Source organism: Glycomyces sambucus (assembly GCF_900102815.1).
Lineage (GTDB): Bacteria > Actinomycetota > Actinomycetes > Mycobacteriales > Micromonosporaceae > Glycomyces > Glycomyces sambucus.
In genome coordinates this window covers 21,771-34,847 of record NZ_FNGF01000003.1, presented here as the reverse complement: position 1 = coordinate 34,847, position 13,077 = coordinate 21,771, and the positions used below count along the sequence as shown (strand labels likewise).

15 protein-coding genes and 1 pseudogene are annotated in these 13,077 nt (G+C 61.2%); 5 read left to right on the top strand and 11 right to left on the bottom strand.

Translation table 11 applies throughout. The features are described 5' to 3' along the window. Positions 1–32: 32 nt before the first annotated feature. Positions 33–464 (top strand): metallopeptidase family protein, encoded by a 432-nt coding sequence (locus BLS99_RS09935; protein ID WP_091048002.1) that lies wholly within the window; start codon positions 33–35, stop codon positions 462–464. Between the two features lie 308 nt (positions 465–772). Here the strand turns inward: BLS99_RS09935 and BLS99_RS27615 are convergent. The 3 genes and pseudogenes from BLS99_RS27615 to BLS99_RS09920 form a co-directional block, all read right to left on the bottom strand. Next, a pseudogene (locus BLS99_RS27615) lies at positions 773–1,024 on the bottom strand (WhiB family transcriptional regulator); the annotation flags it as partial. A gap of 340 nt (positions 1,025–1,364) precedes the next feature. Next, positions 1,365–1,877: a hypothetical protein gene (locus BLS99_RS09925; RefSeq protein WP_091047999.1), complete on the bottom strand. Its 513-nt coding sequence runs from the start codon at positions 1,875–1,877 to the stop codon at positions 1,365–1,367. Beyond that, entirely contained in the window at positions 1,877–2,965 is a 1,089-nt protein-coding gene (locus BLS99_RS09920) for a mannose-1-phosphate guanylyltransferase (RefSeq protein ID WP_091047995.1), read from the bottom strand. Before BLS99_RS09920 ends, BLS99_RS09925 begins: the two co-directional genes overlap by 1 nt. Positions 2,966–3,316: 351 nt before the next feature. On the opposite strand from BLS99_RS09920, the gene BLS99_RS09915 reads away from it, so the two are divergent. Continuing rightward, entirely contained in the window at positions 3,317–3,625 is a 309-nt protein-coding gene (locus BLS99_RS09915) for a DUF4190 domain-containing protein (RefSeq protein WP_091047992.1), read from the top strand. A gap of 57 nt (positions 3,626–3,682) precedes the next feature. Here BLS99_RS09915 and nucS read toward each other — a convergent pair whose 3' ends face one another. After that, complete coding sequence (gene nucS / locus BLS99_RS09910; protein WP_091047989.1) at positions 3,683–4,348, bottom strand: endonuclease NucS; 666 nt, start codon at positions 4,346–4,348, stop codon at positions 3,683–3,685. A gap of 83 nt (positions 4,349–4,431) precedes the next feature. Then, on the bottom strand, positions 4,432–4,785 hold the full coding sequence (locus BLS99_RS09905; RefSeq protein WP_091047985.1) for a hypothetical protein: 354 nt from the start codon (positions 4,783–4,785) through the stop codon (positions 4,432–4,434). Positions 4,786–4,921: 136 nt separating this feature from the next. On the opposite strand from BLS99_RS09905, the gene BLS99_RS09900 reads away from it, so the two are divergent. After that, complete coding sequence (locus BLS99_RS09900) at positions 4,922–5,377, top strand: hypothetical protein (protein ID WP_091047982.1); 456 nt, start codon at positions 4,922–4,924, stop codon at positions 5,375–5,377. 1 nt (position 5,378) lies between these two features. After that, positions 5,379–5,639 carry an SMI1/KNR4 family protein gene (locus BLS99_RS26600; protein WP_218126403.1) on the top strand — a complete coding sequence of 87 codons (261 nt, stop codon included), beginning with the start codon at positions 5,379–5,381 and terminating at the stop codon, positions 5,637–5,639. Positions 5,640–5,884: 245 nt separating this feature from the next. Here the strand turns inward: BLS99_RS26600 and BLS99_RS26595 are convergent, their stop codons facing one another. Next, positions 5,885–6,544: a hypothetical protein gene (locus BLS99_RS26595; RefSeq protein ID WP_091047980.1), complete on the bottom strand. Its 660-nt coding sequence runs from the start codon at positions 6,542–6,544 to the stop codon at positions 5,885–5,887. Positions 6,545–6,579: 35 nt separating this feature from the next. On the opposite strand from BLS99_RS26595, the gene BLS99_RS09885 reads away from it, so the two are divergent. Continuing rightward, complete coding sequence (locus BLS99_RS09885; RefSeq protein ID WP_091047977.1) at positions 6,580–6,876, top strand: hypothetical protein; 297 nt, start codon at positions 6,580–6,582, stop codon at positions 6,874–6,876. Between the two features lie 90 nt (positions 6,877–6,966). Here BLS99_RS09885 and BLS99_RS09880 read toward each other — a convergent pair whose 3' ends face one another. The 5 genes from BLS99_RS09880 to BLS99_RS09865 form a co-directional block, all read right to left on the bottom strand. Next, on the bottom strand, positions 6,967–7,272 hold the full coding sequence (locus BLS99_RS09880; RefSeq protein WP_091047974.1) for a hypothetical protein: 306 nt from the start codon (positions 7,270–7,272) through the stop codon (positions 6,967–6,969). Between the two features lie 280 nt (positions 7,273–7,552). Then, the gene (locus tag BLS99_RS25615; RefSeq protein WP_143034736.1) at positions 7,553–8,455 is read right to left on the bottom strand and encodes a hypothetical protein; all 903 of its coding nucleotides are present in this window, start codon (positions 8,453–8,455) and stop codon (positions 7,553–7,555) included. A 3-nt stretch (positions 8,456–8,458) separates the two neighbouring features. Continuing rightward, positions 8,459–11,245 carry a DUF4365 domain-containing protein gene (locus BLS99_RS09875; RefSeq protein WP_342761272.1) on the bottom strand — a complete coding sequence of 929 codons (2,787 nt, stop codon included), beginning with the start codon at positions 11,243–11,245 and terminating at the stop codon, positions 8,459–8,461. Continuing rightward, positions 11,238–11,786: an NUDIX hydrolase gene (locus tag BLS99_RS09870; protein ID WP_091049569.1), complete on the bottom strand. Its 549-nt coding sequence runs from the start codon at positions 11,784–11,786 to the stop codon at positions 11,238–11,240. The genes BLS99_RS09875 and BLS99_RS09870 overlap by 8 nt, the downstream gene beginning before the upstream one ends. Further along, a complete protein-coding gene (locus tag BLS99_RS09865) occupies positions 11,786–13,009 on the bottom strand; it encodes a helix-turn-helix transcriptional regulator (protein WP_176953294.1) in 1,224 nt (407 codons plus the stop codon). The genes BLS99_RS09870 and BLS99_RS09865 overlap by 1 nt, the downstream gene beginning before the upstream one ends. Positions 13,010–13,077 lie beyond the last annotated feature (68 nt).

The following is a 13,077-nucleotide window of genomic DNA, read 5'->3' as shown; positions in this document are numbered from 1 at the left end:
GATTCGTCGGACCCGGACGCTAAGGTGGCCCCATGCGGAGAGATCGACACGGACGGGGGATGCGGGGGCCGCTGGCGCCCGGGGCCCTGCCGATGCGTCGCACGCCCGTCGAGGAGTTCGACGCGCTGGTGATGGAGTCGGTCGTCTCGATCGAGCGGCGGCTCGCGGAGACCCTGGGTTCGAAGTTCACCGACCTGCGGCACATCGAGTTCGCCGTAGACGAGGTCCCGCCCGAGTCGCAGACGTACGACGCCGACATCGTCGAGGACCGCGGCGTGCCGCTCTCCAAGCTCTACCCGGCCCAGCCCGGCACGGTCGCGGCCTCGCCGCGGATCGTGCTCTACCGCAGGCCGATCGAGCTGCGCGGCGAGAGCAAGGCCGACACGGAGTCGCTGGTGCGCTCGGTGCTCACCGAGCAGCTCGCGTCCCTGCTCAACCTGCCGCCGGAGGACCTGGAGTTCTGAACGGGCGAAGGGGCGGAACCGATCGGTCCCGCCCCTTCATCCGCTCGTAGTAGGGATGTCCCTCACGCCGCCACGGGCACGCGCTCGGTCGCGGGCTCGGCGGCCCGCGGTGCGGCCGGCTCGCCCCGGCGGGGCCCGACCAGTTCGTCCATCAGCGCCTCGCTGCGGAAGCCCCCCGAGAGGACCGGTTCCGCGAGCGGCGTCTCCGCCGTGAAGGCGAACTCCGCGGCGAGCGCGGGGTTGATCATCGGGCTCGGCAGGCACACCACCACCGGCAGCCGCTCGTGGCGCCGGCGCGCCGCTTCCCGGGCCTGGCGCTTGATCTTGCGGCGCTCGCGTTCTGAGAGCCCGCCCCAGATCCCGAAGCGCTCGTCGTGGTCGAGTGCGTACTGCAGACAGTTCTCTTTGACCTCGCACCGCGCGCAGATGCGTTTCGCATCCCGCGTGGAGCCCCCCTTCTCGGGGAAGAACGCCTCCGGGTCGGTCTGCGCGCACAATGCGCGAACCTGCCACTCCGGAACGTTACCCAACAGGTCGGCCAAGTAGTCACGGCCGTCCATATACGTCCGCCTCCTCGTTCGCGCACCGGTGAACCGGTGCTCCCCCCTTGCAATCACTTGCACGGCACCGGAATGCGGACTCCTGGCTTACGCGTCGCCTCCCCTGCGACGCGTACGGCCCCGCGGCGGACGCGCCGGTCCGCCCGCTCTGGCCGAGTCCTGCAAATGCTCGTAGAAAGCCCGGTGCCCGCGGGCGGCCTGAAGATGGGGCCGCACCGCCTGACTCATCTCTATGGACGATGAGTGCTCATCGCTATTCGATAACGGTTCGATATCAGACGATAGCGCACAGTGATCCGAACGACGGAAGGACCCCTCAGACTCACGCTTGCGGGGGACCTTACTTGACAACCTCCGCAGTGGAGGTTCGCTCGCGTGAACGCGCCTTTCCGGCGAACACGAGTCCGATTCCCGCCAATGCGAGCCAGACCGCGTCGAGCACCAGTCGTTCGACCGCCGCCCGAGTGCCGATGAAGACCTGCCCCTCCTCCGCCAGTTGCCTGGCGCCGTCGAATCCGTATCGCGCCGCCGACGATGCCAGCAGCACTCCGATAACGAGATAGGCGAAGTAGACGAGACGGGTCAGCCTCCCGATCACCCGTCCGGGTCGCGAATCAGGGGCGAGGGCCGCCGCGAGCGCGGGCAGCGCCACGGGCAGGACCGAGAAGAGCGTGCTCCGGGCCTCGTCGGTGAAGGCGATCCCGGCGGCGCGCCGGAGCGCGTCGTCGCGCGGGTCGAGTTCGGCGCCGAACAGCCACTGCGACACCGCGACCGCGATGACGGCGACGGCGCAGCCGAGGAGCGCGGACGCGGCGACGGTGCGGGCCCGGGGCCCGAACTGCGTGGGGGGCATCAGATCAGGTCGTTCCGCTGGGACTGCTTCAACTCCTCGACCAGGCCCTTCACTTCCTGCGCGCGGTCCCTGGGGCACACCAGGAGCGCGTCGGGGGTGTCCACGATGATGAGGTCGTCCACGCCGACCGCGGCGACCAGGCGCCCCGAGGCCGGGACGACCACGTTCCGCTTCGACTCCGTCAGCAGGGCCTCGCCGGAGCCGCGCGGCTCGACGACGACGTTGCCGACCTTGTCGGCGGCTTTGAGGACCTGGCCGAGCGTGTTGTAGTCGCCCACGTCGTGCCAGTCGAAGTCGCCGGGGACGACGCCCACGCGCCCGGCCGCGGCCGCGGGCTCCATGACGGCGTAGTCGATCGAGATCTTCTCCAGCGTCGGCCACAGCTGCGAGAACAGGGCCTCGCGGTTCGTGGAGTCCCACGCGCGGGCGAGGGTCCGGACCGCGTCGTGCAAGGCCGGGCGGCGCCGGGCCAGCTCGTCGAGGAAGACGTCGACGCGCCACACGAACATGCCCGCGTTCCACAGGTAGTTCCCGGCCGAGACGTACTCGACCGCCGAGACCTGGTCGGGCTTCTCGACGAACGCCTCCAGTTGGTAGCCCGGGCCCACGGAGGCGCCCAAGCGCAGGTAGCCGTAGCCGGTGTCGGGCCCGGTCGGGTTGATGCCGATGGTCATGAGCAGGCCCGTCTCGGCCAGCTCCATCGCGCGCTCGACGGTCTTGGCGAAGGCCTCGCCGTCCTGCACCAGGTGGTCGGCGGCGAAGGCGCCCATGACCGCGGTCGGCTCGCGCTCGGCGATCACGGCCGCGGCCAGGCTGATCGCGGCCGCGGAGTCGCGCGGCGAGGGCTCGACGAGGATGTTGTCGCCGGGCACCTCGGGGAGCTGCCGGGCCACGTCCACCGCGTGCGCGGCGCCCGTGACGACGTACACCTGGTCGGGGCGCGACAGCAGCCGCACCCGTTCCACGGTCGATTGGAGCAGCGAGGAGTCCGTTCCTGTCAGAGGCAGGAGGAACTTCGGCCGCTGAGCGCGAGACAGGGGCCAGAGCCGGGTTCCGGAACCGCCTGCGGGGACCACCGCGTGAAGCATGCCACTAGTCTTGCATGCCGCTCCCACGTGCTCGTTCACCCCCGCGGCGGGCCCGCGACGATGACGCGGCCGTTGCCGGCAGGTGAAAGCGGGGGCAATTCTCGCCGCCCACGGGCGGAGATACCGCTTACCGCCGCGGCGGGGCCGCGCGGCCCCGTACTCGCATTCGCACCTGTGCGTGTGCGCGCTTCCCGGTATCAGTCACACGTCGGTGGCCCGGGTCCTCTAGACTCTCCGCTAATCCGCCCGACCGAACAAACCAACACGTCTGGAGCATCCCCCGTGTCTTACCCGCCCGCCCCGGCTCCCGCCCCTTCCGAGCAGCCCGCTAAGCAGGGCAACGGTTTCGGTGTGACCGCCCTCGTCCTGGGCCTCATCGGCCTCATCATCTTCTCCTGGATCCCCGGGATCAACCTCTTCACCGGGCTCCCCCTCGGCATCCTCGCCGTCATCTTCGGCATCGTGGCCCTCGTGAAGGCCAAGAGCCGCGGCGGCAAGGGCAAGGGCACCGGCCTGTGGGGCGTCATCCTCGGCGTCCTGACCCTCATCGCGTCCATCGCGATCTACTTCGTCCTCCTCGGCATCGTCGAGGACCAGTGCAACGACTCGAGCTCCGCGATCTACGGCTCGCAGGAATGCCTCGACCTCGAGAACATGTAGACCCCTGACACACCGAGGGCCGCAGTGCGACAGCACTGCGGCCCTTCGCGTTCCCGCCTAGAACAGCCGCGGCTGGCTCTCGTCGACCGCCCCGCGCAGGTCGTCGTAGTCGAGGACGACGCACCTGATGCCGCGGTCCTCGGCCAGCACGCGGGCCTGGGGCTTGATGGCCTGGGCGGCGAAGACGCCGTCGACCGGGGCGAGGAGCGGGTCGCGGTTGAGCAGCTCCAGGTACCTCGTCAGCTGCTCGACGCCGTCGATCTCGCCGCGGCGCTTGATCTCGACGGCGACGTGCTTGCCGTCGGCGTTGCGGCACATGAGGTCCACGGGCCCGATCGCGGTCGGGTACTCGCGGCGGATGAGCGTCCACCCCTTGCCCAGCGGCGCCGGGTCGGCGGCCAGCAGCTCCTGGAGGTGCGCCTCGACGCCGTCCTTCTGCAGCCCGGGGTCGACCCCCAGCTCATGGCTGGAGTCGTGCAGGACCTCCTCGATCGAGATCTTCAGCTGGTCCCCGGTCTTCTTCGACGTGACGGTCCACTCGGTCTCGCCCTCCACGACCGTGCAAGGCGGCGTCATCCAGTTCAGCGGCTTGTACGAACCCCCGTCGGCATGGACCAGCACACTGCCGTCCGCTTTCCATATTATCAAACGGACAGCCATTGGCAAATGGGCAGAAAGCCGACCTGTGTAATCAACCTGGCACCGTGCCACCAACAAACGCATGGCAAGCACCCTACCGGTGCCGCAGGACCGCCCCTGCGACGCCGTGGGCGCCCTGAGGCCTGCCCGTGAACAGGAAATGAGACTCAGCGGCGAAGACCCAGCATCTTCACCTGGACGCGGCGCAGCAGCCCGATCGCATCGGCGTCGCTGAGCCCGGTGGTGGCTTCCCAGTCCAGCCCGGAGCCGTGGATGTCGCTGCTGAACAGGATCTCGCAGGCGAGCTGGCTCCGTCGAAGATCGGCGGCGTCGATACTGCCGTCGCGGCGAACCTGATCAGCTATGTCGTTGCAGCGCTTGACCATATCGGCCGCATCAATAAAGCCCACGAATGCAGCCAGGGCGTCGGTGACGTGAGCTGGTCCGCCGCTCTCCTCGAGCGCCCGCGCGAAGAACTCGCGCTCGTTGGCATCGAACCCGAGCGAAATCTGTTGCCCCATGCCATGCCTCCCGGCCCATCGCAGGCCCGAAGATGGGTCTGCATGTTCATTCATGTCGGACCCAAGCTATAGGTTTCCCGAGCACGCCTCGGACATCGAGGCGGTTGTCGTCTTCGAGTAGTTGGATGGTCTGGTTGTGGGTGCTTCGTCGTGGGATTACCTGGTCGAGCTTGACGGGTCGGTCGAGGCGACGCTCGCCGCGTTGCGGGGGCGGTCCTTCGACTCGGGTGACTGGTACTGGAGGCCGGAGGACGAGCTGCGGAAGGGGCCGAAGCCGCAGAGCCTCGCCGAGTGGGAGGAGTCGATCTACGGCAACGACTACCCTGGGGCGCACTCGATCGTTGACATGCGGGAGATCGTGCGGGGCATCGAGCTCGACGAGATCGACCAGGGCCAGGTGCTGGAACTGAGCGAGCAGGAGTCTATTGAGGTCTTCGGTACGGCGAAGCCTTTGGTTGCGGACTGGAAGCGTGCGTTGGAGGCAGGTCGGAATGTCTGGGACCTGTCGGATCGAGACAGCGGCCGCTGTGTGCTCTTGGCCGACGACTCCGGCCGACACTGGGTGGCCTTCTGGGGCTCCAGCGGTGACTGACGTGGCGTTCGACTACAACGACGTCGTCTGGACCGGCCAGAGCCTGACGCCAGGCATGGTTGAGGACGCCGAGCGGACGCTCGGTGTACGACTGCCAGCGGCCTATCTGGCGATGCTGCGGGTACGAAACGGCGGGGTGCTTCGGAAGTGCCGGTTCGATACGACGTTCCCCACTTCATGGGCGGATGATCACTTCGCGGTTCAGGCACTGCTGGGGATCGGCGGGATCAACGGCGTCGATGCTGCGGTGGGCGGTAGCTGATATTTGATCGCGGAGTGGGGCTACCCGGATATCGGTGTGGTGTTCGCCGTATGCCCTTCGGGAGGGCATGACACGGTCATGCTCGACTACTCCCGGACCACTCGAGCCGGGGAGCCCACCGTGGCCTACATCGACGAAGACCGTGTGCCGAGAACGATCGCGACCAGTTTCGGTGACTTCGTGGCCAGTCTGCGCTTATCAGGCGCAAGCTGCGATGTTTCGCCGAGCTGGGGCTCGCCTGGTTCTCAGGAAAAGGATGCTGGTTGGCGTCGTCGAAGGGCTGCGCCGAGTGGGGTGAGGCGCAGGCCCGCTTCGAAGTCGGGTCCGGGGAGGCGGATGCTGCGGAGGATCGGGTCGTCGGGGTAGCCGGTGAAGACGGTTGGTCGAGCGCCGTGGTCGTCAGGGTGGTAGCTGAAACCGTCGAAGAAGATCCAGCCGGTCCCGTCTGCCGGTGCGTAGCAGAGGAGCCACCTGCCGATCTTGAAGCTGGGCGGTCCGAAGGCATCGACGATCTCGCTCAGTCGAGTGTCTGTCTCCCTGTAGGCCGAGCCCGCGTTGGTGAGCAGGCTCGGCCACTCGTCGTCGGGGATCAGCCGTTCTGTGGTGAGGTAGCCGTATCGGTGGAAGATCTCGGCGTAGACCGAGGCGACCTCGCTGTGGTAGCGGTTCTCATCGCCGAATGCTTCGCGGAACGGACCGGGAATGCCGCACGACCGGTACTTGTCCGAGAGCCCGAGCTCGTCCCTGGACGGTTCGGGGAGGTCGTCGAGGAATCGCAGATCGCGGAGTCGGAACCAGCACAGCGACTCAAGGTCCTGGTCGTGGACGGCGTACATGCCGGGTCGTCGCAGCATCTGCGAGACCTGCTCGATCAAGCGGGCACGCATCGCGGTCGCCTTGTCCATGGACGCAGCCTAGCCGCGGATGCGAGACTTCCCTCATGGAGGAACCCCTTGCTGCGCAGCTCGAATGGTGGGGCAACCCAAACCTCTGCCTGACCTTCGGCGTCCTGGTGACGGTCGAAGAATCGAATAGCGAGTTGACCGCGCACGGCGCGCTCGCGGAGCAGGTACTCGCAGATCCCGAAGCGGTCGAGGTTTGGGAGATGTTGGTCGAAGGCAGCCCGTACTTCCATTTGGTCTTCGAAGAGTGCTCGGTGTTCGAGGTCGTGGTTGCGAGAACGGGTGTCGTCGGAGGATTCAGCTTGACTGAGCACGTCCTGAAGTCGCGGCTGTGAGGTGGGTTCCTTGTTGGTCCCCAGCAGCCGGCTCGGGACTGGAGTCAGGATGGGTGTCCCCGCCCTCCACCTTTCCCCGCGGTTGATGGCTCAGTCGAAGGGCGTGTCGCTCCAGCGGAACCAGGCGCGGTCGTTCTCGATGTGGAGCAGGTGCTCGGCTGTGGGGCCGTTCTTGGAGTGGAGTTCGAGCTGGGCCTGGATCTGGACCACTTCCCATTCGTCGGGGTGGTCGGTGACGAGTTCGGGGCTGCGGTCGAAGAGGGGCCTGAACCTCTCGAAACCAGGTCGAGGCTCGAATGTGCCTTCGAGCCAGAGGAAGTCGGCGTCGTCGATAGTGATGCTGCCGATCGTCCGGCCGAAGTCCCGGAGGGTCCAGACCTCGCCGAGATTGTTCATCTCAGGCGGTTCGGTCGCAGCAATATTCTCTATGGGGTCGTTCCAACTGGCCGAGCGCGTTTCACAGCAGTGGAGGCTGGTCGCGGGCCCACGCGCCAGACCCAGAGAAGCCACGCATGCTGGACCTAGCGAGAGGCGCTCGAAGCTAGCGGTTGGACGTGGCCTTGTGGTACCATCGCGCTAGGAGTTCGGAGGGGCGCTTCCGTTGGTTCATGACCAGGGATTCCACAGAGAGGGTGGTGACCCGGGTTCGAGTCCCGGCTCCTTTTTAGGAAGTAGCTCAATAGGAAGAGCCCCCATTTCTTAGATTCTTGAGGCGATCTAACCTCCATCTTTTAACAGTCCAGTACCCCTTTGCTCGTGCTGCGGATTCGAGTTCATTTTCCTGTAGTTTGAGCGGACTATAGCTAGTACGAGCGTAACCCAGCAAGGCTCGGCGCCATGCAGAAGAGTTCTTAATCTTCGAGCTATGTTCATGAAAATCTTCTACTGCTATTGCCGCCCAACTAGTTTGAGGGATTCTTGATCCAAGCGCAGTATTGATCTCCCTTCCGAGCCTCTTCGTGACTGCGAACGCGGTAAAAATATGCTCAGCAATTAGGTCTAGCTTGTCATTGAGAACAACCTGCGCCGGCGTTTGATGGTTTATACGTTGCCAACCTTCGGTCGCGGCAGCACCCATCTCAGTGAGGTGGTCAAGAAGCGCCTTTTGTGCCCGACCTCCTGCATGAACGATGCAGTTGCGCATCTGTCGAAGAAGATGAAAGCTCTGCATCCATTCTTCAGGGAGTGCATGATCAGTAGACGAGAATAGCACTTCGTGCATATTGTTTGCTCTGATCTCCTCCTTTCCCTTCCGAATAGTGATTTTCTCAGACTTTAGCATCTTAATGCTGGACATTACAAAATCCTCATGCGTAGCAAGAGCATATGGAATCGTAACTGAAGCAAGGTGATAGTCTGCATTTAGCAGAAGTTCGCGCGCGTGATCTGAACGAAGGTCAAAGCGCTCGATATGCTCAACAGCAGGGAAGAGCTCCGCTAGTGTTCGATGTGAGCCCGTGTTTAGCTGAAGTGAGTGCCCTGCAAGACGGGAGCCCGCCAGCAGGGCCATAACTGCGTTATTTACGACGACGCGGGTCTCGACATACCTTCTGTATTCCGGGTACTGAATCTCGACCATAATCTAAACTCCCTTCTCTTGTTCCAGTTCAACCTTAGCCAGCTTTTCTCCTGCAATCCGCCGAACTCTCGCTGAGGGGTGGGTTGAGAAATGCGTTAGAGTTGGGAGGACAAGTTGGCTCTGTTCGGATGTCGGATTGCACATGCCGATAACAAAAGCAAGCGGCAGTCTAGTCCCGTCGCCATCAGGAAGTGATCTCGCATATGAGACCATCCATGGTTCAGCTCGGTCGTTACTTATCCAATGCGCGATCCCTTGAGTGACCAGGGCCCGAACTTGAGCATCACCGTCATTTAGCAAATTTGACAGAACCCAGCCCAGCTGACCTGTGTCATCGAGAGCAGCAAACTCGGCGATGTCACGGCGAATCTCTGCAGCTCCGTGAATAGCTGCAATCACCGAAAGATTGATAGATTCCGGCGGAATCACCCCGAGGACGTACTCGGCGCGAAGTAGGACTCCATCGATGTTTCGAGACATGAAGTTATGGATTGCGTAACTACTGCTTTGCAAGCGAATCTTGCCGATGCTTTCAGTCAAAGACGTTCGGACCCTATCGGCAATCTTATTATGCAATCTAGAGATAATTTGGCAGGTTGCATATTTGTCGTTCCTATCAATGTTTTCACTTGAGAGATAGGTCAAGACAGGATCCCAACATGCAATGCTTTGGTGCAAACTGTTAAGCTGAGCAAGAAAAGCAGGAGCCGGGTCTGGGGGGTAGGTTCGAGGTTGCGTTGAACTTTCGCTGCAGAGACGCTCAACTCGATAAGCAAGATCTTGAATCAAGTCATTTGCGGCATGCTCCGATAGGCCGCCAATATATTCGATACTCAGAGCAGCGTCAGCATCACTTGTAAATCGATCCAGAAGAATATCTCTCGCAGAGGTACGATGTCGGGAAATCAATCCTAGTATCGAGTTCGAGGTTGACGAGTTGCTAAGATTCGCGATCTTATTGATGAGGCTATCAATCAACTCTGGGTTGATGCGATCCCATTTGAGTCGTTTGAGGCATCGGCTAATCTCGGGATGCTCGAACGATCGCTCATCGATTTCAATTAGTGTTTCTAGAACGCGTTGATGAGATGTAACACTCGACGCATTCATGATTCCCGAAAGTGCCTCGAACACTCGAAAACCAATACTAAATCCAGTCAGAGTGCTTGGATGTAGTGCGCTCTGCCGACCGAGGATTGCATCTATGCAGTAGCTTGCAGCTTCATCAGCATCCGATTCCGAAAGTAGCTCGCCGGCATTCTTCCAAACCATTAGATTTGGAAGTGAAGTTGTATAACTCCAGTTTGAATTCCGAATAGATGTTGCGAACTTCCTTAGAACCTGAAGCGGACCATCATCACAGATTTTTCTGGTAGCTAGTTCAAGCGTCTTTGCATCGCCAGATAGTTTAAGGTCGCTTAGTGCTATCTGAATGCTGCGATCATCTGTTTTGTCTAGTAGTGTATTTTGGCCAGAGAAACTAAGATAGGTTCGCCAGTCATCACGATCCCCAGTCAAATTAGCTTGTATCTGAGCGGCAAAAAGGCTATTGTTTGCCACATCATCAGCGAAAATTATCTGAGATGTATCACCTGCCCACTGACGGAAATTACGGACCAGGACCTTGGTCGCTCCGATCGAAACTGTTTTTGATCTCCACCAGGAGGCTATGTTGTCCGCTGCTGAGATCATTTCTTGGATGCTCGCGTTGCGATAATCAAGCATTGTGTTTCTCAGCTTTGTGGCGGCGCCGAGGATTGCAGTCGCTGTCACGTCATTCTTAACTCGAAGCAATTCAATGATTGTGTTGTTAATGATGACCTTCGCGGCCTCAAGATTTCCAGTTTCGAGTTCGCAGCGAGCGATCTGTGTTTTAATCCATGCGTTGTCAACAGAATTCTCTGTTATGGTGTTGTTTTCCAGAACTGATTTTGCTTGGTGAAAGTTCCCGCGCTCCATATGCATGCAGGCGAGGAATACTATCGCACCTGGAACATCTTCAGTTGGTGCCGACCCAAGCTGCAGAAGTTCGGAGGAGAACTCATCGGGCATCAAGCCAGAAGTGAAAGAATTGACCGTCCTTGCAAATTGCCAACCCCACGTGTCTGCAGCTTCTTTCAAAGCACGATTAGAATCAAGAAAATCAGAATAGTCAACGCCGCGCCCTTGTATTTGTAGGGCAATAGCCTCATGATACCCGATCGTATCGATTTGCCGATTTCCATGGGGTGCAACCAGCCGTGGTGCAATGAACGAGTGTCGCATTTTGGAGCCCTGCGGCATACTGTATTTCGATGAGTCCCAGGCTGTGCCCTCGAGTGAAATTGCTGAAGACGCTGAGGACGCTACGCGAATCAATGATCCAAGATGCTGGAAATCAACAACTTGATGTGACGGCACAAAGACCTTGAATCCCTTTTTCGTCAGTTTGCAACGCGATTTTGTAATTTGTGACCAGTAAGCTGTTTGTTCTGACTTATTATACAGAATCACTACGTGCGGTACCTGATGAGTCATCCAATAGTCGTAATGAGCGAGATCCTCTCGAAACCACCATCCTTCGACTACTCCCGCCCTTCCGTGGACCTCTTCCTTAAAGAAAGACTTGCCGGTCTTTATTTGAGCCCCGATGAAGGCGCCAGTCAAGTTGCCTTCAAGATTTGCAAGCTGTATATAGAGATCGGTACCAAAATCATGCTCAGGATTAGGTATCGGAGCGCAGCCAAGGTCCTCAAACTGGGCTTTCACTCTTGACTGTCCGAAGGCTCCCGTTCGCTGATTACTAGTCATTCTCATGTTCGAGTTCAGCCCATACTTGTAGGTAGAAGAGGAGTGCAACGGTTGAAGTAGCGGCTGTAATGCTGCCTTTCTTAATGAGACTGGCCAGGTCTTTGATTGGAACCCAATCCAGGCGATCGGATTCAAACTTGTCAAGCGGCTCGCCGATATTCACACAGTCAAGAGACAGAAAAATATGATGCTCTGCTGTCATGAGCCCAGGTGAAGGTTGCGTGTAAATCAGCGGAGACAGAAGCCCCAGTGGCCTCCAGCCGGTTTCTTCTTCGACCTCCCGGCGAGCGGCTTCTTCTGGGGTTTCGCCAGGCTCGATGCCGCCGATGGGGATTTCCCAGCCCCAGGTGTCGGTGATGAAGCGGTGGCGCCATAGGAGGAGGACCTTGTCGTCCTTCACTACGACGGCTCCTGCGCCTGGGCCGGTTTCGATGAGGCGGTGGTCGAGGTGGCGGCCGTCGGGGAGTTCTACGTCTGCGGTGCTCAGGTGAACCCATTGGTCTCGGTAGAGGGTTCGCTTGGAGTTGACTTTCCAGCGCATCATGCTCCCGGTTCCGCGAGTTGGACGTGGGCCCGTTCGAGCGTACTCGCGACGGAGGGTTCGGTGGAGTACGGCTGCAGCGCCTTGACCACGCTGGTGAGGCGGTCGTGGAGCCTGCCGGATTCCATGCCGACGGCGTGATCGAGCATGGTTGCGGCGGCGTGCGCGGCCCGGTCTATTTCGCCTTGAGCGGTCAGGACGAGCGCATAGCCTGCCCAACGGTGAACCCTTCCGCGAAGGTGGGTGTGCGGCGAGGTTCGGATTGTCTCGTCGACGTAGGTGCGTGCGGCGGTCGTGTCGCCGAGGCGTCGGAGTGCTTCTGCGGTCTGGAGTTGGATGAGGCCGGCGCTCATGTAGGAGACCTCGGGGAGTGGTGGGTCGTCAGGGTTCGCATCGGCAGTGGCCTCTGCGGCTCTGAGATGGCGATGGCATGCGCTGACGGAGCCTGAGCGGGCATGGGCTTTCGCCGCCAGGGTGTGCAGGTCGCATACGAGTGCTGAGTTGAGCTGGAGCCCCAACGTGTCCAAGACGTTCTCGGTGTGGTCGAGGACTTGGGCCATGTCGCCGAGGTGCATCGCCTGGTTTGCGAGGAGGGCGTGTAGGTAGCCCTCGAACTGGAGATCGGCGGCTGCCCTGGCGAGGCTGAGGGCTTCCGCGAACCGTGAGGTCGCCGCCATCTGCTGGTCGGCGTCGTAGGCGCAGATCCCTGCGAAAGCGGTAAGGCTTCCGGCTGCTCGGAAGAGCTGACGGCCCAGGTTGTTTTCGTAGGCGGTGCGGAGCATCGGCGCGACCCTCTGATCGAGGACGGCGTTGATCCGGGGAAGCGTCGGCACGCCTCCGACTCGGCGGTACATCTCCTGGAAGTGTGCCCGGGTTTGCTCGATCCGGAAGAGGTCTTCCTTCGTCGCAGCACGGGTAGCCGTGATCGGATCCAGGCTGACGCGGCCATTGGGCATTGCCGGTGCTTTGCCTGGCTCCGGCTGCTGGTCGAACAGCAGGTGTTCAAGCTGTTCGGGAGAGATCTTGAGCAGTTTGGCGAGGCCGCCGCGTATCCATGGCTGCGGGTCGTTCTCTCCTCGCTCCCAACGGGAGACCGTAGAACGTTCAACCCCGAGGCGCTCGGCGACCAGCTCTTGACTCAGGCTCAGCGACCTCCGCCGTCGAATCAGTGCTTCACGTCGGTTCCCCACGGCCTGCCTCCGTTTCGGGATCTCCTGGCGCACCAGGTGAGCGGTTCGATGCCTCATTCATGCCTCATTGATGAGGCGGTGATGCTCTGGTTTAGACGTTC